20 protein-coding genes are annotated in these 25760 nt (G+C 51.6%); 10 read left to right on the top strand and 10 right to left on the bottom strand.

Translation table 11 applies throughout. The annotated features are described in order from the left end of the window. Positions 1-85 precede the first annotated feature (85 nt). Together C5523_RS14165 and C5523_RS14160 are read left to right on the top strand one after the other, a co-directional pair. Positions 86-1702, top strand: a complete 1617-nt coding sequence (locus tag C5523_RS14165) for an ABC transporter substrate-binding protein (protein WP_039076962.1) — start codon at positions 86-88, stop codon at positions 1700-1702. A 204-nt stretch (positions 1703-1906) separates the two neighbouring features. Continuing rightward, positions 1907-2095 (top strand): YdiH family protein, encoded by a 189-nt coding sequence (locus C5523_RS14160; protein ID WP_155525398.1) that lies wholly within the window; start codon positions 1907-1909, stop codon positions 2093-2095. Between the two features lie 55 nt (positions 2096-2150). On the opposite strand, the gene C5523_RS14155 is transcribed toward C5523_RS14160, so the two are convergent. Further along, a complete protein-coding gene (locus tag C5523_RS14155) occupies positions 2151-3371 on the bottom strand; it encodes a sensor domain-containing diguanylate cyclase (protein ID WP_079497511.1) in 1221 nt (406 codons plus the stop codon). Positions 3372-3514: 143 nt separating this feature from the next. Beyond that, positions 3515-4882 (bottom strand): diguanylate cyclase domain-containing protein, encoded by a 1368-nt coding sequence (locus tag C5523_RS14150; RefSeq protein WP_052249181.1) that lies wholly within the window; start codon positions 4880-4882, stop codon positions 3515-3517. A 457-nt stretch (positions 4883-5339) separates the two neighbouring features. Here C5523_RS14150 and C5523_RS14145 point away from each other — a divergent pair, with 457 nt between their 5' ends. Together C5523_RS14145 and zntB are read left to right on the top strand one after the other, a co-directional pair. Beyond that, complete coding sequence (locus C5523_RS14145) at positions 5340-6536, top strand: methyl-accepting chemotaxis protein (protein ID WP_108701370.1); 1197 nt, start codon at positions 5340-5342, stop codon at positions 6534-6536. A 134-nt stretch (positions 6537-6670) separates the two neighbouring features. After that, positions 6671-7654, top strand: a complete 984-nt coding sequence (zntB, locus tag C5523_RS14140) for a zinc transporter ZntB (RefSeq protein WP_039076965.1) — start codon at positions 6671-6673, stop codon at positions 7652-7654. 458 nt (positions 7655-8112) lie between these two features. Here zntB and ttcA read toward each other — a convergent pair whose 3' ends face one another. The 4 genes from ttcA to nifJ form a co-directional block, all read right to left on the bottom strand. Then, positions 8113-9048, bottom strand: a complete 936-nt coding sequence (gene ttcA / locus C5523_RS14135) for a tRNA 2-thiocytidine(32) synthetase TtcA (RefSeq protein WP_039076966.1) — start codon at positions 9046-9048, stop codon at positions 8113-8115. Positions 9049-9192: 144 nt separating this feature from the next. Further along, entirely contained in the window at positions 9193-9288 is a 96-nt protein-coding gene (locus tag C5523_RS27255; RefSeq protein ID WP_139153700.1) for a YoaK family small membrane protein, read from the bottom strand. A 482-nt stretch (positions 9289-9770) separates the two neighbouring features. Beyond that, entirely contained in the window at positions 9771-9983 is a 213-nt protein-coding gene (locus C5523_RS14130; RefSeq protein ID WP_108701369.1) for a KTSC domain-containing protein, read from the bottom strand. 123 nt (positions 9984-10106) lie between these two features. Further along, entirely contained in the window at positions 10107-13631 is a 3525-nt protein-coding gene (nifJ, locus tag C5523_RS14125; protein WP_108701368.1) for a pyruvate:ferredoxin (flavodoxin) oxidoreductase, read from the bottom strand. 559 nt (positions 13632-14190) lie between these two features. Between nifJ and C5523_RS14120 the strand changes: the two genes are divergently transcribed. The 3 genes from C5523_RS14120 (at position 14191) to C5523_RS14110 (ending at position 15653) form a co-directional block, all read left to right on the top strand. Beyond that, positions 14191-14661 carry an Hsp20 family protein gene (locus C5523_RS14120; protein WP_039076969.1) on the top strand — a complete coding sequence of 157 codons (471 nt, stop codon included), beginning with the start codon at positions 14191-14193 and terminating at the stop codon, positions 14659-14661. 224 nt (positions 14662-14885) lie between these two features. Further along, positions 14886-15092, top strand: a complete 207-nt coding sequence (locus C5523_RS14115) for a hypothetical protein (RefSeq protein WP_039076970.1) — start codon at positions 14886-14888, stop codon at positions 15090-15092. 294 nt (positions 15093-15386) lie between these two features. Then, positions 15387-15653: a DUF333 domain-containing protein gene (locus C5523_RS14110; protein ID WP_072039689.1), complete on the top strand. Its 267-nt coding sequence runs from the start codon at positions 15387-15389 to the stop codon at positions 15651-15653. Here C5523_RS14110 and hslJ read toward each other — a convergent pair. Beyond that, complete coding sequence (gene hslJ, locus C5523_RS14105; protein ID WP_039076971.1) at positions 15647-16075, bottom strand: heat shock protein HslJ; 429 nt, start codon at positions 16073-16075, stop codon at positions 15647-15649. The genes C5523_RS14110 and hslJ overlap by 7 nt on opposite strands. Positions 16076-16187: 112 nt before the next feature. Beyond that, positions 16188-17177: a 2-hydroxyacid dehydrogenase gene (locus C5523_RS14100; protein WP_079497506.1), complete on the bottom strand. Its 990-nt coding sequence runs from the start codon at positions 17175-17177 to the stop codon at positions 16188-16190. Between the two features lie 208 nt (positions 17178-17385). On the opposite strand from C5523_RS14100, the gene C5523_RS14095 reads away from it, so the two are divergent. Continuing rightward, positions 17386-20028 (top strand): YdbH family protein, encoded by a 2643-nt coding sequence (locus C5523_RS14095; RefSeq protein WP_108701367.1) that lies wholly within the window; start codon positions 17386-17388, stop codon positions 20026-20028. Further along, on the top strand, positions 20025-20219 hold the full coding sequence (locus C5523_RS14090) for a YnbE family lipoprotein (RefSeq protein ID WP_039076974.1): 195 nt from the start codon (positions 20025-20027) through the stop codon (positions 20217-20219). Before C5523_RS14095 ends, C5523_RS14090 begins: the two co-directional genes overlap by 4 nt. Before the next feature lie 6 nt (positions 20220-20225). On the opposite strand, the gene azoR is transcribed toward C5523_RS14090, so the two are convergent. Next, positions 20226-20831, bottom strand: a complete 606-nt coding sequence (azoR, locus tag C5523_RS14085; RefSeq protein WP_039076975.1) for an FMN-dependent NADH-azoreductase — start codon at positions 20829-20831, stop codon at positions 20226-20228. Positions 20832-21033: 202 nt separating this feature from the next. Here azoR and hrpA point away from each other — a divergent pair, with 202 nt between their 5' ends. Then, positions 21034-24936 (top strand): ATP-dependent RNA helicase HrpA, encoded by a 3903-nt coding sequence (gene hrpA, locus C5523_RS14080; protein WP_108701366.1) that lies wholly within the window; start codon positions 21034-21036, stop codon positions 24934-24936. A gap of 155 nt (positions 24937-25091) precedes the next feature. Here the strand turns inward: hrpA and C5523_RS14075 are convergent, their stop codons facing one another. Further along, positions 25092-25751, bottom strand: coding sequence for an O-methyltransferase (locus tag C5523_RS14075; protein WP_108701365.1), 660 nt, complete (start codon positions 25749-25751; stop codon positions 25092-25094). Positions 25752-25760 lie beyond the last annotated feature (9 nt).

Here is a 25760-nt window from a genome sequence, read left to right as displayed (position 1 = left end):
CATCGACGAAAATTTGCATTCGCTCTTTCTAAAACAAATAATTACCTCATCTTTCGTTTTGCTTCAAAACATAAAAGGGGATCTCATGAAGCATCCTGTCTCGTTGCTCAGTTGTGCGCTTTTACTCTGTGGTTTTTCCTCATCGCCCTGGGCTGCGGATGTTCCGCAGGGCACGGTGCTGGCTCAGAAACAGGAGTTGGTTCGCCATATTAAAGACGAACCCGCATCGCTTGATCCGGCGAAGGCGGTAGGGCTGCCGGAGATTCAGGTCATTCGCGATCTGTACGAAGGCCTTGTCAATCAGAATGAGAAAGGCGACATCATCCCTGGCGTGGCCACCAAATGGCAGACCAGCGATAACCGCGTCTGGACATTCTCCCTGCGTAATGATGCGAAATGGTCCGACGGCACGCCGGTCACCGCACAAGATTTTGTTTATAGCTGGCAGCGCCTGGTCGATCCGAAAACAACGTCACCTTTTGCCTGGTTTGCGGCGCTTGCAGGAATCACCCACGCGCAGGATATCGTTGATGGCAAGGCGACGCCGGATAAACTTGGCGTGACGGCGGTCGATGCCCATACGTTGCGGGTGCAACTCGATAAACCGTTGCCATGGTTTGCGAACCTTGCTGCGAATTTTGCGTTTTACCCGGTGCAGAAAGCCAATGTTGAAAGCGGCGCTGACTGGACGCGTCCAGGCAACCTGGTCGGCAATGGCGCTTATGTGCTGGAAAACCGGGTGGTGAATGAGAAAATTGAACTCAAACCGAATACCCATTACTGGGATAACCGTAAAACCGTCATTCAGAAAGTGACATTTGTGCCGATCAATCAGGAAACGGCGGCGACAAATCGCTATCTTGCCGGGGGAATTGATATCACGGAGTCCTTCCCGAAAAATCAGTACCAGAAATTGCTCAAGGAGATTCCCGGCCAGGTTTACACCCCGCCGCAGCTCGGCACCTATTACTATGCCCTTAATACGCAAAAAGGGCCGACAGCCGATCCGCGCGTACGTCTGGCGCTGAGTATGACCGTAGACCGCCGCGTGATGGCTGAGAAGGTGCTGGGTACAGGGGAAAAACCGGCCTGGCGATTCACACCGGACGTTACCGCAGGCTTTAAACCACAGCCTTCGGCGCTGGAAAAGATGAGCCAGGCGGAGCTCAATGCCCAGGCGAAAACCCTGCTCCAGGCCGCGGGTTATGGCCCACAACGTCCGCTGGAATTGACGTTATTGTATAACACCTCCGAAACGCATCAGAAAATCGCGATTGCGGTGGCATCGATGTGGAAAAAGAATCTGGGCATTGATGTCAAACTGCAAAACCAGGAGTGGAAAACGTATATCGATAGCCGTAATACCGGCAACTTTGATGTTATCCGCGCCTCATGGGTGGGGGATTACAATGAACCGTCTACCTTTCTGTCGCTGTTAACATCTACCCATAGTGGCAACATCGCGCGTTTTAACGATCCAGCATATGACAAGGTCATGAATCAGGCTGCGCAGGAGACACAGGCCGAAGCTCGCAATGCGGATTACAATACGGCTGAGAAGATCATCGCGGAAAAAGCACCCATCATTCCTATCTATCAATACACCAATGGTCGCCTGATTAAGCCATGGCTTAAAGGCTATCCCATCACTAACCCGGAAGATGTGGCGTATACACGCACAATGTATTTGATTAAGCACTGAGTTTTCTGACGGGTATAACGTCTTTCGACATCTCCGCTGGCGCTTAAGCAGCGCCAGCGCCGCATTTTCCCCGTTTACCCATAGGCCGATGCCTGCCATCGAAGGAATGTAAAGCGTGGAGACGAACGCGCATACGACTTTGGTCAAAAAATGGTCGAAATAATGTGTTGTAGTGATTATGTTTTAACCACACATGAGGATTATATGCACACCGAATTAGACCCCACTCAGTTGGCAATTGAATATCTCCGTCGCGATAAAAGCGGATTGTCGCCTGCGGAATACCTTAAGAAATTAAAACAACTCAGGCTGGAATTCGCGGATTTGCTGACGCTCTCGCATAGCGAGCTAAAAGAAGAGATCGATTTTGCCTGGCGGATGGGCATCCACTAAATAACGCCCATCGTTGAAAAGCGCCCTCGCAAGGGCGCATTTTTTTGTCACGAATTCAGGCTGCCAGCACTTTATTACGCCCACTGTTTTTTGCACGGTACAGCGCTTCATCCACACGCTTAAACAGATCATCCAGCGATTCTCCCGCCAGATGGCGAGCCACGCCAATACTCACAGTACATCCCGGAAGTTGGGGAATATTGATACTGGCGACGGCCTGGCGTAACTGTTCAGCGATGCCAACAGCGGTTTCCTCTGTCGTATGGGGCAACAGCAACAGAAACTCTTCGCCGCCCCAGCGGAAAACATAATCTCCGTGACGGCAATGTTGCTCAAGCGTGCGGGAAAGTTGTATCAGGACTTCATCACCTTTCTGATGCCCGTATTGATCATTGATGCGTTTAAAGTGGTCGGTATCGACCAGCAACAGGCTGAAATCGAACGCGGTCGGCATAATCTGTTCAGTCAGATGGTAGAACTGTCGGCGATTGAGTAAACCGGTGAGTAAATCGCGGTGCGCGGCATATTCCAGTTCCTGCTCAAGGCGTTTCTGCTCAGTGATATCGTGAATAATGCATAGCATCAGTCGGTCATTATAGATTTCAACCGGGCCAGCATACGTCTGAACATGGCGGGTTGAGCCATCAGCCAGCTTGTGTACAAAATTGAGCGGCTTATGGCCGCCAGGCAGATGGGCGATTTCAGCCATCACTGGCAAAATACCACGTCCGAGGGTGTTGATCTCCCAGGTGTGTTTTTGGCACATCTCATCGTACGAGTAGCCGTAAAAACGCAGTGCAGCGAGATTGGCATCAACGATCAGGCCATCTCTGGCGGGGTCGATAAGCAGGATAGGTGCGGAGTTGGTATAGAAAAAACGGGCATAAAAGCCCTGTTTGCGATGGCGGTATGTTGTTGAGCGGCTGGCTTTAACTCTGGCGGATGTTCCCGAGGATAATCCTTCAAAAAATATCACTTCACCTATGCCACTGATTTCGCGCAGGGAGGCTTTACAACTTAAACTCACCTCTTCGCCATCCATGTGAACAGTCCAGACTTCGATAATATTGTGTTGATTCCTGAGACCCGGCAGGTACATGGCCAGGCTGTGATGTGCATATGCCGAATATGTCCCGGTTCTCAATTCCCGTACTGAACGCTCAGCGGTCAATTTCTTCGCCACTGCGTTGGTGAAGAGCAATTCTTCTGTCTCAGGTGAAATCACCCAAACGGGTGTTGTCAACAGGTTTAGCGCATCCAGGCGATCTGTAAGCATGGATTTATCCCCTTATCGTGCGCGTCGCTTTAGTCTTTGTAACTTATCGAATAATAGCGTTTTCGGCAGTTTTATTATCAGGCTTGAGGAAAATCTAACGCAAAAAAATGTGAATTGATATGTATCGTTGCAATAAGCAAACTTTACTTTTGGTTGATTGATATATCAGAGAGGAAAAAAGGAGTGTTTGCCGCATTGTGAGTTATTGCCGGATGCCAGACTTCCCAGCCATTACGCCCATTTTGTTTGACGCGATACATCGCGGCGTCCGCTTTAAATTTCAGATCCTGAACGGTGTCACCGTGCAGGGGATAAAAACTGATGCCCACACTTAATGACACGTTTATGACATGCCCTTGTTCGTAAAATGGAAAATGAATAGTGTCTACCAGTCTTTTTGCCAGTATGGTGATTTCCTCATCTATACAATCAGGTACCAGCAAAATAAACTCATCGCCCCCAAGGCGCGCCAGCGTCATTTTTGCATTGACGCAGGTCGAAAGTCTTACGGCGACGGACTTCAATAATAAATCGCCAATGTGGTGTCCAAAGGCATCATTGACCTGCTTAAAACGGTCAAGATCCATAAACAATACGGCAAATCGCTGCCGCTGGGCTGCTGCGCTGGCAAGGCAAGCATCCAGTAAAATATCGAATTGGATCCGATTTGCCAGGTTGGTCAGGGGGTCGAAATGGGCCTGCATCTCCAGTTGATGGTTTAACTGACGCAGGCTCTCGGTGAGTCGCGAGGTGCGGATCTGGGAGTCAATAAGTGAAATAAACAGCATTATTCCCAGTACAATCAGCGTGGAGGTCGAGACCCAAATTGAAAGGCCGGCTTCGCTCACGCTGGTATGTGTAGAGTAATAGGCAGTACTGCGAACAATAATTCCAGCGCTGTCTTTACCATTGCTGAACTCAACGGCGCTCATCGCCACATAATGCATGGCGCATATCGTGATACCGAGAACGAGACCAGCGAAAACCCGATAGATAAATGCGCCGTGATGGTTGACCTTGCGAACAAAGGCAAGCCATAGCGAAAAACCGGAGGCAAAGAAAGCAATGGTTACAGAGAGGATGAGACGCGGCGTGTTCCAGTAGAGAGTGACGTAATCGGTGAGGGCGGCCATACCGAGAGCATGCATTCCCACTATGCCCAGACACAATAAACAGGTCGCCAGGATAAGACGTTTAAAGGGCAGTATCTCTTCGCTGACAACAACGTTGATGGCCAGTGTTGCGGCAATTAAGGCAACAACGAAGGAAGCAATGGTTAACACCAGGTCGTAATGCATCACGATAGGCATGCGCATTGCCAGCATACCAACAAAATGCATTGACCAGATTCCCATGCCTAGTGTCGCACCGCCACAGAGTCGCCAGAACAGCGCGCCGCGAACGGTGGATGAAAAAATTTTGCTGGCGCTATCCAACGCCACGAATGAGGCAATGAACGCCACAACAAAAGAAATACCGATAAGTATGGGATCCCACGATACATAAAGCATTATGCATTTCACGCCCGCTGAAAAGGAAAGAGTTAATTCTAATTTTTATTCTAGCAGCTAACCTGGCGAATTTATGTTGTTGGAAGTATTTATTATTTATACTGCTATTTAAGTTGAATTAAAAGTAAATTATTATTATCGGCATTCACATAAACAACTTTAGGGTTATGAATCATTTTAGCACGGCTTAAATATAATTTAAGTAGCGTGATGGATTAAATTATAGAGATGTAAAGCTGCTTTTTGTATGGCGGATTACCTCCTGATATGACAAATTATTTAGATATCTTAACTTTAAAATTTGCTGTATCTCTGGTTTTTTGGATTTTAATGTCGCCATTAAGTTAAATTTAAGTGAAGGTAAGCTAAACATGTCTTACGATCAAATTCGGGGTGAAAAAGTTATTTTCGAATGCTATAAGAATATTATCCCTCGCGAAGTATTGTTGGTGCCCCCATGCTTAAAAATATTAGTGTAAGAAGCTTTATATTATCATTCCTGATTGTCTCTTTTTTCATCATCGACCTTTTAGTGATCGCCATCTCAAAAAATATGGCCTTATTTACAGCAATTAGCGTGGTTTCGGTAGCAACATTGAGTTTGCTTTGGCTGTATATGACGTATTATTTAGTCACGCCAATTAATACGGTGAAAAAAAGTATCGAAGAGGTGACCGCTGGCAACCTGTCGATTACGATTCCCGAATTTGGCAACAATTGTGCCGGGCGCTTAATTCCAGGCATTAATAGCCTTTCTGCAAGTATCGCAACGCTGGTTAATGAAATTCGTCTCTCTTCACAGAACGCAATGGATCTCTCCGATCAACTGGCATCGCGAAGCGGCGAGCTGTCGGTTAAAACTGAAGAGCAATCTGCGGCACTGGTGCAGACAGCGGCCAGTATGGAACAGATAGCCAGTAGTACCCAAAATAATGCCGAAAACACGCGGCTTGCCAGTACCCGGGCGAACGACGCCAGTGCGAATGCGCGAAAAGGTGGCGACTTGATGGGGCAGGTGGCGAAAAATATGCAGTCCATTACTGACTGTGCGGGCCAAATGGCAGATATCATCTCCCTTATTGATGGCATTGCTTTTCAGACAAATATTCTCGCGCTGAACGCTGCTGTGGAAGCGGCAAGAGCGGGGGATCACGGTAAAGGCTTCTCTGTGGTAGCAGGAGAAGTCAGAGGCCTGGCGCACCGCAGCGCCGAAGCGGCCAAAAATATTAAGTCGCTGATTGCCGTCACCACGGAAAACGTCACGCAAGGGGCGACAGTCGTCAACCAGGCCGAACAAAATATGCATGAAATTGTCTCCGGTGCGAGTGTGGTCAGCAAGTTAATGGGTGAAATTGCTGTATCGACCCTGGAGCAAGAAAAAGGCATTTCGCAGATTACACTGGCACTGTCTGAGCTGGAAAAAGTGACGCAGAGTAATGTCACTATGGTAGAAGAACTGGCGGGTTCTTCTGACATTCTGAAAAACCGGGTTATCGAACTGCAGGCTCGTACCTCTAAGTTCCGTCTGGCGGACAACCAGGTAACAGACACTGGTCCCGTTACGACACCCTCAAGCATTCCTTCCGAAAATCGTAGAAATCGTCAGGCAAGCCCTGCTATCGGTAACCAGGAAAATTACTGGCATTCGTTCTAATTTTCAGGTCATCCCGCCTCTGGCCCGCTCATGCGGGCTTTTTTTTAATATTTGTAACGAATTCAGCATGATGGTTGCTTAACGGGCGCAGAGAGCTAGACTGACAACAGCACTTATGTTGATTGGGAGGCGCTGTGGAAGCGATCAAAGGAACGGATGTTGATATTCCGGATGCGGTTTTCGCCTGGCGTCTGGATGGAAAGGGCGGAGTCAAACCGCTGGAACCGGATGATGTGATTGATGCACAGCATCCTTGCTGGCTGCACCTGAATTATACCAATCAGGAGAGCGCGCAATGGCTCGCATCAACGCCGCAGTTACCTAATAGCGTGCGTAACGCGCTGGCCGGTGAAAGCCTGCGTCCACGTGTCAGTCGCGTAGGGGAAGGTACGCTTATCACGCTGCGCTGCATTAACGGCAGCACAGACGAGCGCCCGGACCAGTTAGTGGCCGTGCGTGTTTATATGGATGAACGGATGATTATCTCAACGCGTCAGCGCAAGGTGCTGGCGCTGGATGATGTCGTGAGCGACCTGGAGGAAGGGACCGGGCCGACGGACTGCGGCGGCTGGCTGGTGGATGTTTGTGATGCATTGACCGACCATGCCAGCGAGTTTATTGAAGAGCTACACGATAAGATTATCGACCTTGAAGACAATTTGCTTGATCAGGAGATTCCCCCCAGAGGTTTCCTTGCATTACTGCGTAAACAGTTGATCGTGATGCGTCGCTATATGGCGCCACAGCGCGATGTTTTTGCCCGTCTGGCCAGCGAGCGGCTGCCGTGGATGACCGACGATCAGCGTCGTCGTATGCAAGATATTGCAGACCGACTGGGGCGGGGACTTGATGAGATTGATGCCTGTATCGCGCGCACGGCGGTGATGACGGATGAAATCACGCAGGTGATGCAGGAGTCGTTAGCACGCAGAACTTATACCATGTCGTTGATGGCAATGGTCTTCCTGCCCAGCACCTTTTTGACCGGGTTGTTCGGTGTCAATTTAGGCGGAATACCCGGCGGTGGCTGGCGATTTGGCTTCGCACTTTTCTGCATTATGTTGGTCATCCTGATAGGGGGTGTTACCTGGTGGTTGCATCGTAGTAAATGGCTGTAAAATTTCACTTTTTTAACAAAAATTGAACATAAAAACGCCGTTTACTTTGAGCGATATCAATAAATGCTCTACGCAACCAGTGCAATATTGCACTCGCAGGTGAATGCAACGTCAAGCGATGGGCGTTGCGCTCCATATTGTCTTACTTCCTTTTTTGAATTACTGCATAGCACAATTGATTCGTACGACGCCGACTTAAAAGAGTCGGCTTTTTTTTGCCTCTCAGTTTGTCCGGTCTACCCTTAAAGGATGGCAACGCGAAAGAAGGAGGCGAAAATGCGTACATTAACCCCACTGCAGATGAGCGACCCACTTCCAACAGATCCGGTTCCAGTGCCTGACCCTATACCAAAACCGCAGCCCATTCCCGACCCGCCGTTCGACCCGGACCCTCGTCCCATTGTCGATCCACCGCCGCACAGATAGAAAAAAGCCCTCTGTGAAAGAGGGCTGACGGCTTACTTGATTTCAAGTATATCGAGGCGACTGGCAGCGAAATCGCCGTCGTCTTCATCAGGCTGCCAGCCTGCTGGCCGTAAAGGGATCTCTTCGCGGTCAAAGGCGAGGTCGCCACCGTCCACTACCGCAGAACCGTGATGAATAGATTTGAAATCAAACAGGGTGGTATCGCTCAGATGTGAAGGCACGACGTTTTGCATCGCACTGAACATCGTCTCAATACGCCCAGGATAACGTTTATCCCAGTCGCGCAACATATCGGCAATAACCTGACGTTGCAGGTTCGGCTGTGAACCGCACAGGTTGCAGGGAATGATAGGGAATGCTTTTGCTTCGGCAAAACGCTCGATATCTTTCTCGCGGCAGTAAGCGAGCGGGCGAATCACGATATGTTTGCCATCATCGCTCATCAGCTTGGGCGGCATGCCTTTCATTTTGCCGCCATAGAACATGTTCAGGAACAGCGTTTGCAAAATGTCGTCACGGTGATGGCCCAGCGCGATCTTAGTGGCACCCAGCTCAGTGGCCGTACGGTACAAAATGCCGCGACGCAGGCGTGAGCAGAGCGAACAAGTGGTTTTCCCTTCCGGAATTTTCTCTTTTACGATCCCGTAGGTGTTCTCTTCGACGATCTTATATTCGACACCCTGCTGGTCCAGGTAAGCTGGCAGAATGTGCTCCGGGAAGCCCGGCTGTTTCTGATCGAGGTTGACCGCCACAAGGCTGAAATTGATCGGCGCGCTTTGTTGCAGATTGCGCAGAATTTCCAGCATGGTGTAGCTGTCTTTACCGCCGGAGAGACAGACCATGATGCGGTCGCCTTCTTCAATCATATTGAAGTCGGCAATCGCTTCGCCCACATTACGGCGCAGACGTTTTTGCAGCTTGTTCAGATTGTATTGTTCTTTTTTGGTAATTTCTTGATTTTGCGACATGAAAAAAAGGCTCAATTCAGGTGTTCAACGTCAACCAGGCATGCCTGACCAACAGATATGGGCGCTAAAGCGAGATTGTAGCAATGCTTGACGGCGAATACAGGATTTTTATCGCGGAGACGATGGCAGGAATGAATGCCGCTATTAGCCCGGCGTAGCGTAGCCACCGATAATAAACCAACTGAGAAATGCGACAGCGACGATAAATACGATGATGGGGAAAGCAATACCCAGTCTCATAACTGTTCTCTAATGCCAGAGGTGAAAAAGCAGAAGAGCACATTACCCAAACCGGATCGGCTCTGCAAATGTTATAACGCGAAAAATGACTATTGCTTAACGGCTCTCACCAGAATGACCGTTGTGAGTACTTATTGCGGCGTTTAGCGGTAAGAGGAAAGGGCATTGCCGTTACGTTGAGGGAACATAACGGCGGACAAAAACAGGTATTCAGGATCTGCGGTTAGTCAGCACAAGGCTGAACTTCTTCCATTGGTTTTCGCGTTGACGCTGCAGGCTCCAGTGAATCTGCATCGTGCGGCGAGTTCTGCTTAATTTCATTCAATCGTTCTCAATGGCTAAGGAGTCGTCAGACCAATGTTCAGGTCTGAACATGAGTATGGCGCACTTATTTGACAGTTTTATATCAGCGGCGTCTGTTTGGCAGGATTTTCAGACAATGCGCCACTTTTTTACATGTATTGTGAGGTTTTGCCTGCCTTTCAGGCCACTTTCTTTTCCGGAAATTTGCCTTTCACTACGCCATCGTAATAGCGGCCTTTCGATACAACCGTCAGAAATACTGTGAAAATTCTTTCGGGCACGCCGTGGTACTGCCAGGTGCTTTTATCGTGAAAACGGACTTCCAGCGTGTTTGTGCGTTCATCATAGGCAATGGACGCAATACGGGAGGATTTTACGGGATGGTGTCGCATGCTGGGTGTCCTTTACAACTCGGCGCGGGGAAGGTTTATCATCCACCAGATGCGCCGTCTGTTGCAAGACGCACAGGAATAAAAAGCCTGCAAACATGCAGGCTTTTTATTCAACTTATCTTGTTATTCCGTCGAGCTTTTTTCCGATTTTCCTGCCATTTGGGCGAGGAAATCATAGCGTTTTTGCAGATCGGCGGCGGCATCTTTCCAGAGCTGTTCTGCCACTTCCGGTTGCTGGGCGTTAAGCCGCCTGAAGCGTTGCTCGTTGAGCAGCGTTTCGGCCAGCGCATCAGACGGTGGACGGGAATCGAGCGCCAGCGGCAATTTGCCTTCATCCGCACGGCGCGGGTCGAAGCGATACAGTGGCCAGAAGCCGGTTGCCGTAAGTTGACGCATCTGATCATGGCTTAACGCCAGATCATAACCATGCTCCTCACAGGGACTATAAGCAATGATCAACGACGGTCCAGGGTAGGCTTCCGCTTCCTGAATCGCTTTTACCGTCTGGTTGAGCTGCGCGCCAAGTGAAATCTGCGCGACATAAACATGGCCGTACATCATCATACTGACGCCAAGATCCTTACGTGCCTTACGCTTGCCATGTTCACCAAACTTGGTGACCGCACCAAGCGGCGTGGCTTTGGATGCCTGACCGCCGGTGTTGGAATAACATTGCGTATCGAGCACCAGGATATTGACGTTCTCGGTGAGGCTGAGCACATGGTCCAGACCACCAAAGCCAATGTCATAGGCCCAGCCGTCGCCGCCAATCAGCCAGATCGATTTTTCGACCAGCGCATCAGCATCGGTTAACAGCTCTTTGGCTTCCTCGACACCGGCCAGTGCCTGACGCAGCGAGGCAACCTGTTCACGACGCTCTTCCGGTGTCGCATCGGCATGCAGCGCATCGTTGAGTTCGCCTGGAATATGCGCGGCGAACTGTTCCAGCAGGCGCATCACGCGTTTGCGGTGCTGATCGACCGTCAGGCGGAAGCCCAGACCAAACTCGGCGTTATCCTCAAACAGGGAGTTCGCCCATGCCGGGCCACGTCCTGCCGCATCAGTGGTATACGGTGTGGACGGTAAGTTACCGCCATAAATCGACGAACACCCGGTGGCGTTAGCTATCAGCATGCGATCGCCATACAGTTGGGTTAACAGCTTGATGTACGGCGTTTCGCCGCAGCCGGAACAGGCGCCGGAGTATTCAAACAGCGGGCTGATAAGCTGCGAGGTGCGAATATCGATACGTTCCAGTTTGCTGCGGTCAATTTCCGGCAGATTGAGGAAGTAGTCGAAATTCACTTTCTCTTCTTCAACGTGCTCCAGACGCGACATCATATTGATGGCTTTGATTTCCGGGTTCTGACGATCTTTGGCCGGGCAGACTTCCACGCACAGGTTACACCCGGTGCAATCCTCTGGCGCCACCTGCAGCACGTACTTCTGTCCACGCATATCACGAGATTTCACATCCAGTGAATGCAGGCTTGCCGGAGCCTGTTCCATCGCTTCGGGTGAAACCACTTTGGCGCGAATGGCTGAATGTGGGCAGGCCGCAACGCAGTGGTTACATTGCGTACAGAGCTCCTCTTTCCAGACAGGGATCTCTTCGGCGATGTTGCGTTTCTCCCAGCGAGTGGTGCCCATCGGCCATGTACCGTCTGGCGGCAGCGCAGAGACGGGCAGGGCGTCACCCAGGCCTGCCAGCATGGCGGCCGTAACGGTTTTAACGAAATCGGGAGCGGCATCGGAGACTACGGGTGGGCGGGGCGCGCTGGTCGGATTCACCTGTTGTAGCGGAACCTCGAACAGCGATTCGCGCGCCATTGCCAGGGCCTGCCAGTTGCGCTCAACCAGTTCCTGACCTTTGTTGCTGTAGCTTTTGGCAATGGCCCCTTGCAACTCCGCCAGCGCGCTGTCGCCTGGCAGGATGCGGGTCAGATGGAAGAAGGCCATCTGCATTACCGTGTTGATTCGTGCGGCCAGGCCACATTCGCGGGCAATTTTCGCGGCGTTAATGACGTAGAAATGGGCTTGCTTTTGGTTCAGCACGGCCTGAACTTCCTGCGGCAGCCGATCCCACACTTCGTCGGCACTGTACGGGGTGTTGAGCAGGAAAATGCCGCCAGGTTTCAGGCGCTCCGCCATCTGATATTTATCAATAAACTGCAATTGATGGCAGCCAACGAAATCCGCCTGCGAGACCAGATAGGCTGAGCGAATCGGGTGCTCACTGACGCGCAGGTGCGAAACTGTCAGGCCGCCCGCTTTTTTGGAGTCGTAAACAAAATACCCCTGTGCATACCACGGCGTTGAATTACCAATAATCTTGATGTTGTTCTTGGTGGCTGAAACACTCCCATCACTGCCAAGGCCATAAAACAGGGCTTCCAGCCGGGATTTTGATGGCAACGTGTTTTCCGGCAATGGCAGCGACAGGTTTGTCACGTCATCATAAATGCCGACGGTAAAACGCGGTTTAGGTTTGCTGGCGCGCAGTTCATTGAAGACGGCCAGAACGCAATCCGGGCCAAACTCTTTGGATGATAATCCGTAGCGTCCACCGATAACCCGGGGCAGGGTTTCGCGTTCACCGCCATTAAAGGCTTCTGCGAGCGCGGTCATCACGTCCAGATAGAGAGGTTCAGCCAGCGCACCTGGCTCTTTTGTGCGATCGAGTACGGCTATAGTTTTTGCCGATTCCGGTAAGACGGCAAGCAGATGCTGCGCGCTGAACGGACGGAACAGGCGCACTTTCAGTACACCGACTTTCTCACCGCGGGTGAGCAGTTCGTCGACGACTTCTTCACAGGTACCAATTGCCGAACCCATCAGGATAATGACGCGCTCAGCCTGAGGATGACCGTAATACTCAAACGGCTTGTACTGGCGTCCGGTGGCGGCGGCAAACGCATCCATAGCCTGCTCAACGTGGTCATAGACAGCGTTGTACCAGGGGTTAGTCGCTTCACGTGACTGGAAATAGGTATCCGGGTTGGCGGAGGTACCGCGAATGACGGGGTGCTCAGGATTGAGCGCACGGGAACGGTGGGCATCAATTTCGTCCTGTGGCATCAGGGCGCGGATCGTATCGTCAGAGAGCGGTACAATCTTGTTAATTTCGTGCGAGGTACGAAAGCCATCAAAGAAATGAATAAACGGCACACGGCTTTTGAGCGTCGCGATATGTGAAATCAGCGCAAAGTCCTGCGCCTCCTGCACACTCCCCGCACAGAGCATCGCGCAGCCAGTCTGACGGACAGCCATCACATCGGAATGATCGCCGAATATAGAGAGCGCATGGGTAGCAACCGTACGGGCCGCCACGTGCAACACGAACGGCGTGAGCTGACCGGCGAGTTTATACAGCGTCGGGATCATCAGTAACAGACCCTGCGACGAGGTAAAGGAGGTAGAAAGCGCGCCCGTTTGCAATGCACCGTGTACCGCAGCAATGGCCCCGGCTTCGGATTGCATCTCCACAACGCGTGGCGTATCACCCCAAACGTTATTTAGCCCATTCCCGGCCCAGGCGTCTGCCTGCTCAGCCATGGTTGAACTGGGGGTAATAGGATAGATGGCGATAACTTCACTGGTACGGAACGCCACCGAAGCGACCGCGCCATTACCGTCAATAGTGATCATATGGAAACTCTCATTGCTTAAATGTCAGTTTTAAAGCGGCTTTATGCTTGCATCGCGACTCTCTGGTGCATCAGCAGGGCAGTTACAAGCATTTTTTTATTAAATAGATTTATTACGTTCGTTCTGGTGTATGTTCGCTTCGCTTTCAGGGTTATGCCTCATAGTCCGTTCTTCTTTCATACCTGCAGCCGCCCCTCATCATGCTTTCAGTCAGTATAGACAGCCAGGAAGCAAAGGTTTTTGATCTCATGGGCTTTAGCGAAAGTTATAAGCCTGAGGAATGTATTGCATTCCGTCGTTCGGCGCTGGTCGTAACCTGTTGAGCATGTCGCGTCATGTCCACTCCCGGAAAATAGCGCAATTTTGTGATCGCCATTTTCCCTTGAGTAGCACTAATTTTCGTTTTGCGAGGAGGGTAGGCGAACGTCTGTAACGGGCCGCAGAAAAAAATTTTTCTTCAGGGCTTGAAAAACCGTTTTCGGCGCTTATTTTTATCAGCGGACAAGCCACGCTTGCCTTTAACTTGAACTTTTGAATCCAACATTCAGGAGGTTAATTTATGGCACTCAGAACCTTGTCAGCACTTCCGGGCTTTTCTGATTCTGTCTTTGCTGACCGATTCAACCGTATCGACAAACTTTTTAGTCAGTTAACCGGGGATTCGCCTGTTTCGGCGTTACCGGCCTATGACCTCAAAAAAGTCGACGAAAATAACTACCTTCTAAACGTAAGCGTTCCAGGCTGGAAAGAAGACGAGCTGGAAATCGAAACCGTAGGCGGCACGCTGCATATCTCTGGTAAACGTGCGGTAAATGACTCTCAGGATGAACAAGGGTGGATTTACAGAGGCATACGCCGTTCTGATTTTCGGTTAAGTTTCTCGCTGCCAGAGCATGCTAAGGTCAGTAATGCGAAACTGGAAAGCGGCCTTTTAGAGGTGAATATCTACCAGGATATTCCTGAACATGAAAAACCCAGGAAAATTGCCATTGAGAACAGTCAAAAAGTGATTGAGCATCACGCCGGATAATTTCCGTTAATAGTTTGCCTGTCTTAGGCCCGCTCTGGCGGGCCTTTTTTGTACACGCAATCTGCCTTTTATCAGGGTATCCGCAGGGGCCTGTTGGCGCGCAATGTCTTTTCTGCCAATGCAGTTGCTCACAGCTTCCTGGATACGTTTAAACATCGCATACAGCTTTTTACTTTTGCTCCCGCAATATAGCCGCTGCAAGTTATCAACTTACAGGGTCATTGATGATGGGTAAGACGTTAAGAACGGCGTGGTTTTTACTGATTTTATCATTGGGCTCGGCGGCAGCTTATACAGAACAGCCTCCGGTTCTTCTGCAAGGGCATAATAATATTGTCCGACATTCCTCAGGAGAGGGGGATCTTGCCGAAAATCCGGATGAACATGTCCGGGAATCGATGGAGCAGTTCTTCCGTAAGGCACAACGCTAAAAAGGTGTGTGAGTAAACGTCTTCGAAGCCTGTCCATCTGACAGGTTTTTTTATTTCCAGCCTGCACAATGGCGCACGATTGTCTCGTTATACATTAATTTTGACTGCGTCTTATCTCTAAATCCGTTTCAGGCATAACGTCAATGACTGTCTTGCGATGTGCTATTTTGCGTTTGCGCAAAAAAATAGCATCAAAATGTTTCCAGAGCGCATAAAGGTGCAGTTTCGGTCTCGACGTAACGGACTGTGCTGCCTATGATGCTTAGGTTTTGCTAAATCATTGGGGGATGAGAAATGCGTTCAGCGTTTTGGGTAGGGTGTGCTGTTTTATTACTCTCTGCATGCAGCAGTGAACCCGTTCAGCAGGCAACGGCCGCACATGTGGCGCCGGGGTTACGTGCGTCAATGTCCAGCAGCGGTGAGGCGAATTGCGCAATGGTCGGTGGGTCATTGTCTGTCGCACGCCAACTGGATGGATCTGCAATCGGGATGTGTGCACTCCCTAACGGCAAACGTTGTAGCGAACAGTCGCTTGCCGCCGGAAGTTGTGGCGCTTACTGAGCCTGATCGGCCTGGGTATAAATTAACGTTTGATCGGCAGTTGTCAGCGTAAGCTGACCATCGGTCAGATCGGCCTGGGCACCTTCACTGAGCATTTTACCGATGATGTTGTCCAGTGCGTTGCGCTGGGCATCAGCACACATCATGCGCGTCATGGCCATCTTTTTCACCGTCAGCGTGCCTTCGGACAATTTCCCCTGACCCGTAAAGCGATTGCACATACTGCCAGAGACAACCATTTTATTGTCAAAATGGATGTCTGCCGGATGCTCGCCTTTCTCGACAGCTTGTCCGTTGACCGTATCGAGCACGAAACGATGCTGTGCAAGCTGCGTCTCGTTTACTGAATTCTTGCTCACACCATGGCTTACACAGCCGGATAGCAGCACGCCAAAGGCTAACAGGGTAATGATCCTTTTCATTGGGTCCTCAAAGAAAATCAACGTAACGGCAGGATAGTAACAGACTGCGGTAATTGAGTGTTGGCAGGAATTGTCTTAAAGGGTTCCCTTCGGATGAAGGGAACCGTAGTGTTTACACCAGTGCGTTCGGGCAGGTTTCGCCATTCTCAAGCTGGCGCAGATTATTCAGTGTGGTTTCTGAAATGCTGATCAGCGCTTCTGCCGTCAAAAAAGCCTGATGGCCAGTAAAGAGCACGTTATGGCAGGCTGACAGTCGACGGAAAATGTCGTCCTGAATGACGTCATTAGATTTGTCTTCAAAGAAGAGATCGCGTTCGTTCTCGTACACATCCATCCCAAGCGAACCGATTTTCTGGTTTTTCAGCGCTTCAATCGCTGCCTGCGAATCAATCAGACCGCCACGACTGGTGTTAACGATCATGACACCATCCTTCATTTGATCGAAGGCCGCGTGGTTAAGCAGGTGATAGTTTTCCGGCGTCAGCGGGCAGTGCAGGGAGATAACATCGGACTCGGAAAAAAGCGTCGTAAGGTCGACATATTCTACGCCTAACTCGAGTGCGGCAGCGCTCGGGTACGGATCAAACGCCAGCAGTCGCATGCCAAAACCTTTCAGGATCCGCAGCGCGGCAACGCCAATTTTCCCGGTACCGATAACCCCCGCCGTTTTACCGTACATGGTAAAGCCCGTCAGCCCTTCGAGTGAGAAGTTGGCGTCGCGGGTACGCTGATACGCGCGGTGAATACGACGGTTCAATGCCATCATCATCCCGATAGCGTGTTCTGCCACGGCTTCCGGGGAATATGCCGGGACACGTACCACGTGGAGTCCCAGCTCTTTTGCTGCATCCAGATCGACATTGTTGAAGCCGGCACAACGCAGTGCGATGAATTTAACGCCATGCTTTTTCAGCTCTTCCAGAACCGGGCGACTGCCGTCATCGTTAACGAAAATACAGACGCCTTCGCAGCCATTAGCCGTTTTTGCCGTTTTCTCTGTGAGTAGAAAGTCAAAAAATTCAATCTCGTAGCCGAACTGCTCGTTTACGTGCTGCAAATACTTTTTATCGTATTGCTTTGTGCTGTATACCGCGAGTTTCATAAGACTTTCTCCATTAGGTTTGTCACCACATTAACATGGTTAAAATAATTGTGTAAATACTAAAAAATAATTGATAAACAGAGACATATAAAACAGTTTAAAACATCTACGCTTAAAAGGGGCAGCGACTTCACCTGTCAGGCTAAACATGCCACAATAATGGCCAGAATCGGCTTAATTATACGCAAAATCAGGATATTAACTGCCCATGAAGGGTAAATACAAAGCCGCAATCGCATTGCTACTGCTGTTTATTCTGCTGCCGTTGACGCTGCTGCTGACGCTCGCGTATTGGGTGCCGACGCTTGCAGGCATCTGGCTGCCCGCAGGCACACGGATAGTCTTCGAAGAAAGCCCACGTTTTACCCGTCACTCGCTGCAAATCCCGGACCTGCATTACCTGATTGAAGATTGTCCTGTGGCGCTGGTCAAAAATGCGCAACTGACGCACCCGAGTCGCTGGAAACTGGATATAGGGTCGCTGGACATCAACACCTCCTGTTTAGCGAAACTTCCCGAGACAGAACCGTCGCCTGGTGCGCCGACAACGCTGGCCGAATGGCAATCCATGTTGCCGAAAACGTGGGTTAACATTGACCGTTTCACCGTCTCGCCCTGGCAAGAGTGGCAAGGAAAAATCTCGCTGGCGTTATCCAAAGAGAATCAGGATCTCCACTATGACGGCGACCAGGTCTCCTTTAAGGCCAGGCTGCGCGGGCAGATGCTCACCCTGACACAAATGCAGTTACGTCTGATCGAGGGCGAACCGCCTGTCACGCTGGGCGGCGAGTTTGTCCTGCCAAATGTACCGAACGGCATACCGGTTAATGGTCATGCCCAGACCACGCTCACGCTGCCAATGGAACCGTCGCTGGTCGATGCCGATCTGGAGTGGCGCAATAATGAAGGGCAACTCATTATTACCGCACGCGACAATCCGGAACCTATTTTGGATCTGCCCTGGCAGGCGACACGTGAACGGTTAACCATCAGCGATGGCCGCTGGAACTGGCCTTATCAGGGTTTCCCACTAAGCGGACGCGTCGGATTACGTATCGATGGCTGGCAGGAGGGGTTGCAGAAAGCAGAAATCAGCGGTCGTCTGAACGTTCTGACGCAGGGCGATGCCGGAAAAGGGAATGCGGTACTCACCATAGGGCCGGGGCGTCTCAATATGGTGAACAGCGATATGCCACTGCAACTGACGGGTGAAGCTAAACAGGGAGAGATGATCTTCTACGCCGTGCTGCCTGCGCATCTGACGGGCGGGCTTAGCGACCCGACACTGGCATTTACACCCGGCGCGCTATTGCGCTCAAGCGGACGCGTGATCGACGCGCTCAATATTGATGATATTCGCTGGCCACTGGCGGGCGTCAAAGTTACCCAGAAGGGCGTGGACGGGCGCTTGCAGGCCATTTTGCGTGCCCATGAAAATGCGATGGGGGATTTTGTTTTACATCTTGACGGCCAGGCGCGTGATTTTCTACCAGACGATGGTTTGTGGCAATGGCGTTACTGGGGGACGGGTAACTTTACCCCAATGAACGCCCGCTGGGATGTCAACGGGCGCGGCGAATGGCGTGATAAAACCATTTTGCTCAGCGATCTATCTACCGGTTTCGACCAGTTGCAGTACGGCACGATGCATGTAAGCTCGCCACGTCTGGTATTGAATGAGCCGGTGCGTTGGTTGCGCGATGAGGATCACCCCTTTTTTAGTGGCGCGTTAACCCTGGATGCCGGAAAGACGACCTTCACTGGCGGGAGCGTGCTGCCACCTTCAACGTTAACGTTTAGCGTAGAAGGGAGCGAACCCACCATCTTCCAGTTCAAAGGCGATTTACGCGCTGAAAAAATTGGCCCGGTACGGGTAAACGGGCGCTGGGACGGTGAGCGCCTGCGCGGCCAGGCCTGGTGGCCGCGCCAGTCGCTGACGGTGTTCCAGCCGTTGGTGCCGCCAGACTGGAAGATGAATTTATTGGACGGTTCTTTGTATGCCCAGGTGGCCTTTTCTGCCGCCGCCGGGCAGGGTTTTGAGGCGGGTGGGCACGGGGTGTTGCGTGGCGGCAGCGCCTGGATGCCGGATAACCAACTTTCCGGTGTCGATTTTGTTCTTCCTTTTCGTTACCGCGAAGGTAACTGGCAACTGGGTACACGCAGGCCGGTTTCGTTGCGTATTGGCGAAGTGGTGAATCAGGTGACGGCACGCAATATTGCCGCCGATTTACAGGGCAGTTATCCCTGGAGTGAAGAAAATCCCTTACAGTTGAGTAACGTCAGTATTGATGTACTGGGCGGCAAGGTCACGATGAGTCAGTTACGTTTACCGCAACACGATCCGGCTCTGCTCCGCTTGCGCAATATCTCATCAAGCGAGTTAATCAGCGCCATTAACCCTAAACAGTTTGCGATGTCCGGTCCTTTTGACGGCGCGCTACCGTTATGGCTCGATAACAACGGCACATGGATTATCAAAGACGGCTGGCTGCATAACCCCGGCCCCATGACTTTGCGCGTGGATAAAGATACGACAGACGCGCTGGTGAAAGACAACATAGCAGCCGGTGCGGCTATCAACTGGCTGCGCTATATGGAGATTTCACGCTCCTGGACGACGCTCAATTTGGACCGTCAGGGCGTGCTAAAAATGAAGGCGGCCATTAAAGGCACCAGTTTTGTGGAAGGAAAAAGTAATACGGTGAACCTGAACTATACCCACGAAGAGAATGTCTTTGCGTTGTGGCGCAGTTTGCGCTTCGGCGACAATCTTCAGTCGCTGCTAAAACAAAAGGCAAAGCTGCCTGCGGTTCCCTGTGCGAACGGAAAAGAGTGTGAGGATAAACAATGAAAACCCTGCCAGTGATAATGATGACGATGATGCTGGCTGCCTGTACGCCGAGGATTGAAGTGGCTGCGCCAAAAGAGCCGATCACCATCAATATGAATGTGAAGATCGAGCACGACATCAATATTAAAGCGGATAAGGAAGTGGAGACATTGCTGGAGAAACAGAACCCTCCTGCGAGCGCAGGAGGGTAATAACACTTAGGCTGCGACCAGGCTGTCGATCGCCGCTTTTGCGTCGGTCTGCGCTTTGGTGGCAACTTCCGGACCGTAAGCAATACCTTCTGCAAACACGAAGTTCACGTCGGTAATACCGATAAAGCCCAGGAACAGTTTCAGGTACGGTGCAACCAGATCGCTTGGGGTATCTTTGTGAATACCGCCGCGGCTGGAAACAACAACAACGCGTTTACCGGTTACCAGACCTTCCGGGCCTTTCTCGGTATAACGGAAGGTGACGCCAGCACGAGCCACCAGGTCAAAATAGTTTTTTAGCTGTGTCGGGATGTTGAAGTTGTACATCGGGGCATTAATGACGATCACATCATGCGCTTGCAGTTCAGCAATCAGCTCGTCAGAAAGGGCCAGCGCTTCCTGCTGACGCGGTGTCAGCGGGGCATCTGAAGGACGCAGCGCGCCAACCAGTTCGCCATCCAGTACCGGAATAGGGTTTGCCGCCAGATCGCGAACGGTGATCTCATCAGCGGCGTGTTTTGCTTTCCACTGATCAACGAAATAGTCAGCCAACTGACCAGACTGAGAGTACCCTGCCAGAATACTGGATTTAAGAACTAATACTTTGCTCATGGGTGTATCCTTGTTATTTGATATGGGGGCGCGTGCCCCGTTACTGAATGACACTCTATTCACAAAATTGCTGCATGAATAGCGCAATATATCGAATCCTCTATTCAAATTTCTTGAACAAGAAATGATTTATTACGATGTGGTATCCTACAAGTATTAAGCCAAAGAGATTTTTCCCGTCAGTGCGCTGACCGATAACACTATGACAGAACAAAAGAAATTGACCTTATCCGATCTTCATCAGCAGTTAGACTCGCTGATGCTACGCGATCGGTTGCGTTTTGCCCGCCGCCTGCAGGGGGCAAAGAAAGTTAAAAATCCTGAAGCACAGCAGGGCATTTTTCAGGCGATGGCTCAGGAGATGAACGAAGCCGCAGGGAAGGTTATGCTGCGTGAAGCCTCACGTCCCGCCATTACCTATCCCGATAACCTGCCGGTAAGTCAGAAGAAACAGGCGATCCTTGAGGCTGTACGTGACAATCAGGTCGTGATCGTTGCGGGTGAAACTGGCTCCGGGAAAACCACCCAGTTACCAAAAATTTGTATGGAACTGGGGCGTGGGGTGAAAGGGCTGATTGGTCATACCCAGCCGCGCCGCCTGGCGGCACGCACCGTCGCAAACCGCATTGCCGAAGAGCTACAAACCGAGCCGGGCGCTTGTATCGGCTATAAAGTCCGTTTTAGCGATCATGTCAGCGACAACACCCTGGTGAAGTTGATGACTGACGGCATCCTGCTGGCAGAAATCCAGCAGGATCGCCTGTTGATGCAGTACGACACCATTATTATCGATGAAGCGCACGAGCGCAGTCTGAACATTGATTTCCTGCTCGGCTACCTGAAAGAGCTGCTACCCCGGCGTCCGGATCTGAAAATCATCATTACATCGGCGACCATCGATCCGGAACGTTTCTCGCGCCACTTTAATAATGCGCCGATCATTGAGGTATCCGGTCGTACTTATCCGGTGGAAGTGCGCTACCGGCCTATTGTTGAAGAAGCGGACGATACCGAGCGCGATCAGCTACAGGCCATTTTCGATGCAGTTGATGAACTAAGCCAGGAAGCGCCGGGCGATATCCTGATTTTTATGAGCGGTGAGCGTGAAATCCGCGATACCGCCGATGCGCTGAACAAGCGCGATCTGCGTCATACGGAAGTGTTGCCACTCTACGCGCGGCTGTCTAACAGTGAGCAGAACCGCGTTTTCCAGTCACACAGCGGGCGACGCATTGTACTGGCGACTAACGTTGCGGAAACGTCGCTGACGGTGCCGGGGATTAAATATGTGATTGACCCCGGTACTGCGCGTATCAGCCGCTACAGTTACCGTACCAAAGTACAACGCCTGCCGATTGAGCCGGTTTCCCAGGCGTCTGCTAACCAGCGTAAAGGGCGCTGCGGGCGTGTTTCCGAAGGGATCTGTATTCGTCTCTATTCAGAGGACGATTTCCTCTCCCGTCCGGAATTTACCGACCCGGAAATCCTGCGTACCAACCTGGCGTCCGTTATTCTGCAAATGACCGCGCTGGGGCTGGGCGATATTGCCGCGTTTCCTTTTGTTGAAGCGCCGGATAAACGCAATATTCAGGACGGTGTGCGTCTGCTGGAAGAGCTCGGTGCTATCACCACTGACGAACAGGCCACTGCTTACAAGTTAACCCCGATGGGGCGTCAGCTCAGTCAGTTGCCGGTAGACCCGCGTCTGGCTCGCATGGTGTTGGAAGCGCAAAAACACGGCTGTGTACGCGAGGCGATGATCATCACCTCGGCGTTGTCTATTCAGGATCCGCGTGAACGTCCGATGGACAAGCAGCAGGCGTCCGATGAAAAGCACCGTTGTTTCCACGATAAAGAGTCTGATTTCCTTGCGTTCGTGAATCTGTGGAACTACCTTGGCGAGCAACAGAAAGCCCTCTCGTCAAATCAGTTCCGCCGCCAGTGCAAGCTGGACTACCTCAACTACCTGCGCGTGCGCGAGTGGCAGGATATCTATACCCAACTGCGCCAGGTGGTGAAAGAGTTGGGGATCCCGGTGAACAGTGAACCGGCAGAGTACCGCGAAATCCATATCGCATTGCTGACCGGGCTACTGTCGCATATCGGGATGAAAGATGCCGATAAACAGGAGTTCACTGGTGCCCGCAATGCGCGTTTCTCTATTTTCCCTGGTTCCGGTTTATTTAAAAAGCCGCCGAAATGGGCCATTGTGGCTGAACTGGTGGAGACCAGCCGCCTGTGGGGGCGCATCGCGGCGCGCATCGATCCGGAATGGGTAGAGCCTGTCGCCCAGCATCTGATCAAGCGTTCTTACAGTGAACCGCACTGGGAACGTTCGCAGGGCGCGGTGATGGCGACGGAGAAGGTGACGGTTTACGGTTTGCCGATCGTGGCTGCCCGTAGCGTGAACTACAGCCAGATTGATCCGGCCCTGTGCCGCGAGTTGTTCATTCGCCACGCGCTGGTGGAAGGCGACTGGCAGACGCGCCATGCGTTTTTCCGCGACAACCTCAAACTGCGCGCCGAAATCGAAGAGCTCGAACATAAATCCCGTCGCCGCGACATTCTGGTCGATGACGATACGCTGTTTGAGTTCTATGATCAGCGCATCAGCCATGATGTGATTTCTGCCCGCCACTTTGATAGCTGGTGGAAGAAGGCGAGCCGTGAAACCCCGGATCTGCTCAACTTTGAAAAGAGTATGCTGATCAAAGAAGGGGCGGAGAAGGTCAGCAAGCTGGACTACCCGAACTTCTGGCATCAGGGCAACCTGAAACTGCGTCTTACCTATCAGTTTGAACCGGGTGCGGATGCCGACGGCGTGACGGTGCATATTCCGCTGCCGTTGCTCAATCAGGTTGAAGAAAGCGGCTTTGAATGGCAAATACCGGGGCTGCGTCGTGAGCTGGTCATTGCCCTGATTAAATCGTTACCCAAACCGGTACGACGCAACTTTGTGCCGGCGCCAAACTACGCGGAAGCGTTTTTAGGCCGCGTAACGCCGCTTGAACTGCCGCTATTAGATGCGCTGGAGCGTGAACTTCGACGCATGACGGGGCACACGATTGATCGCGATGACTGGCACTGGGATCAGGTTCCCGATCATCTGAAAATCACCTTCAGGGTGGTAGATGAGAAGAACAAGAAATTGTCAGAAGGGCCGTCATTAAGTGCACTGAAAGCGTCGCTGAAAGGAAAAGTGCAGGAGACTCTGTCTGCGGTGGCAGACGACGGTATCGAACAAAGTGGGCTGCATATCTGGAGCTTCGGCCAGCTTCCGGAAAGTTACGAGCAGAAACGCGGCAACTATAAGGTGAAGGCCTGGCCCGCGCTGGTGGATGAGCGCGACAGCGTAGCCATCAAGCTGTTTGATAATCCGCTTGATCAGCAACAGGCTATGTGGAGCGGCTTACGTCGTCTGCTGTTGTTGAATATTCCTTCGCCCATCAAATATTTACATGAGAAGTTGCCAAACAAAGCCAAGCTCGGGCTGTACTTTAACCCGTATGGCAAAGTGTTGGATCTGATTGATGATTGTATCTCCTGCGGCGTTGATAAGTTGATTGACGAGGCGGGGGGGCCAGTCTGGACGGAAGAGGGCTTTACGGCGCTGCATGAGAAAGTCCGTGCTGACTTGAATGAAACGGTGGTTGAGATAGCCAAACAGGTCGAGCAGATCCTCACGGCGGTGTTCAACATTAACAAACGTCTGAAAGGGCGTGTGGATATGACCATGGCGCTGGGGTTGTCGGATATTAAGGCGCAAATGAGCGGGCTGGTCTACCGTGGTTTTGTTACTGGCAATGGTTTCCGCCGTCTGGGTGATACGCTGCGCTATCTGCACGCCATTGAGAAGCGTCTGGAGAAGCTGGCGGTTGATCCGCACCGCGACCGGGCACAAATGCTGAAAGTCGAGCAGGTTCAGCAGGCGTGGCAGCAATGGCTGAACAAGCTACCGCCAGCGCGTCGTGAAGATGAAGAGGTCAAAGCGGTTCGCTGGATGATTGAAGAGCTTCGCGTCAGTTATTTTGCGCAGCAACTCGGCACACCGTATCCGGTTTCCGATAAGCGCGTGTTGCAGGCGATGGAGCAGGTGAGCGCGTAGTTTTTTCTTGCATCCCGAATGCGGCGCAGATTTTCTCCCTCTCCTGTGGGAGAGGGATCCCCACAAAAAATGCGAGCACTAATGGTCCCCTCTCACTGAGGGAGAGGGCCTGGGTGAGGGCATCAGGCCGCACGATGCCCTCCGGGAACTAACGCTTACGCATTCACCCACGCCAGGGTAAATCCATCCCACCCTTTAACGCCTACGGTCTGTATCGCGGTCGCGGTCAGCCGTGGGTCTTCGCCCAGCATCTCAATAAAGGTTCTGACGCCCTGAACCCTTGCGTCATCACTCTGTGGGTTGGTCACTTCACCGTCGCGAACCACATTATCACCAATGATTAACGTACCGGGGCGGGAATAGCGCAGCGCCCAGCGCAGGTAATCCGGGTTGCTCGGTTTGTCGGCATCAATGAAAATCAGATCAAACGGCGGATGTTCGCCCAGTTGTTCAAGGGAATTGAGTGCAGGGCCTTCAATAAGTTTTACTCGCTCAGCCATTCCTGCCAGTTGCAGATTCTGCCGGGCAATACTGGCGTGATGCGCGTCGGCTTCCAGCGTCAACAATTCTCCGTCGGTCGGTAATTCTCGCGCCATCCAGATGGTGCTGTAGCCACCGAGAGTCCCTATCTCAAGGATACGTTTAGCCCCCGTCATGCGCACAAAAAGGGCCAGTAACTGACCCTGGTTGGCCGCCACATCAAAGGCGGGAAGCCCTGCCTGCTGGTTATTCACCAACACCTGCTCAAGGATGTCATCTTTTGGGATGAGTTTTTCAATCAGACAGTTATCAACATTGGACCACTGTTTCTGCATAACATAACT

The organism is Phytobacter sp. SCO41 (genome assembly GCF_003073275.1).
Lineage (GTDB): Bacteria > Pseudomonadota > Gammaproteobacteria > Enterobacterales > Enterobacteriaceae > Phytobacter > Phytobacter diazotrophicus.
This window is presented reverse-complemented; position numbering and strand designations above follow the sequence as displayed.

Excerpts from the sequence above, each read along its gene's own strand:
- C5523_RS14145 (WP_108701370.1), top strand. The coding sequence starts at position 5,340 with ATGCTTAAAAATATTAGTGTAAGAAGCTTTATATTATCATTCCTGATT.
- hrpA (WP_108701366.1), top strand. The coding sequence starts at position 21,034 with ATGACAGAACAAAAGAAATTGACCTTATCCGATCTTCATCAGCAGTTA.
- nifJ (WP_108701368.1), bottom strand. The coding sequence starts at position 13,631 with ATGATCACTATTGACGGTAATGGCGCGGTCGCTTCGGTGGCGTTCCGT.
- hslJ (WP_039076971.1), bottom strand. The coding sequence starts at position 16,075 with ATGAAAAGGATCATTACCCTGTTAGCCTTTGGCGTGCTGCTATCCGGC.
- C5523_RS14100 (WP_079497506.1), bottom strand. The coding sequence starts at position 17,177 with ATGAAACTCGCGGTATACAGCACAAAGCAATACGATAAAAAGTATTTG.
- C5523_RS27255 (WP_139153700.1), bottom strand. The coding sequence starts at position 9,288 with ATGAGACTGGGTATTGCTTTCCCCATCATCGTATTTATCGTCGCTGTC.
- azoR (WP_039076975.1), bottom strand. The coding sequence starts at position 20,831 with ATGAGCAAAGTATTAGTTCTTAAATCCAGTATTCTGGCAGGGTACTCT.
- C5523_RS14115 (WP_039076970.1), top strand. The coding sequence starts at position 14,886 with ATGATGGGTAAGACGTTAAGAACGGCGTGGTTTTTACTGATTTTATCA.
- C5523_RS14155 (WP_079497511.1), bottom strand. The coding sequence starts at position 3,371 with ATGCTTACAGATCGCCTGGATGCGCTAAACCTGTTGACAACACCCGTT.
- C5523_RS14095 (WP_108701367.1), top strand. The coding sequence starts at position 17,386 with ATGAAGGGTAAATACAAAGCCGCAATCGCATTGCTACTGCTGTTTATT.
- C5523_RS14160 (WP_155525398.1), top strand. The coding sequence starts at position 1,907 with ATGCACACCGAATTAGACCCCACTCAGTTGGCAATTGAATATCTCCGT.
- C5523_RS14165 (WP_039076962.1), top strand. The coding sequence starts at position 86 with ATGAAGCATCCTGTCTCGTTGCTCAGTTGTGCGCTTTTACTCTGTGGT.
- C5523_RS14120 (WP_039076969.1), top strand. The coding sequence starts at position 14,191 with ATGGCACTCAGAACCTTGTCAGCACTTCCGGGCTTTTCTGATTCTGTC.
- ttcA (WP_039076966.1), bottom strand. The coding sequence starts at position 9,048 with ATGTCGCAAAATCAAGAAATTACCAAAAAAGAACAATACAATCTGAAC.
- C5523_RS14130 (WP_108701369.1), bottom strand. The coding sequence starts at position 9,983 with ATGCGACACCATCCCGTAAAATCCTCCCGTATTGCGTCCATTGCCTAT.
- C5523_RS14090 (WP_039076974.1), top strand. The coding sequence starts at position 20,025 with ATGAAAACCCTGCCAGTGATAATGATGACGATGATGCTGGCTGCCTGT.
- C5523_RS14110 (WP_072039689.1), top strand. The coding sequence starts at position 15,387 with ATGCGTTCAGCGTTTTGGGTAGGGTGTGCTGTTTTATTACTCTCTGCA.
- C5523_RS14075 (WP_108701365.1), bottom strand. The coding sequence starts at position 25,751 with ATGCAGAAACAGTGGTCCAATGTTGATAACTGTCTGATTGAAAAACTC.
- C5523_RS14150 (WP_052249181.1), bottom strand. The coding sequence starts at position 4,882 with ATGCTTTATGTATCGTGGGATCCCATACTTATCGGTATTTCTTTTGTT.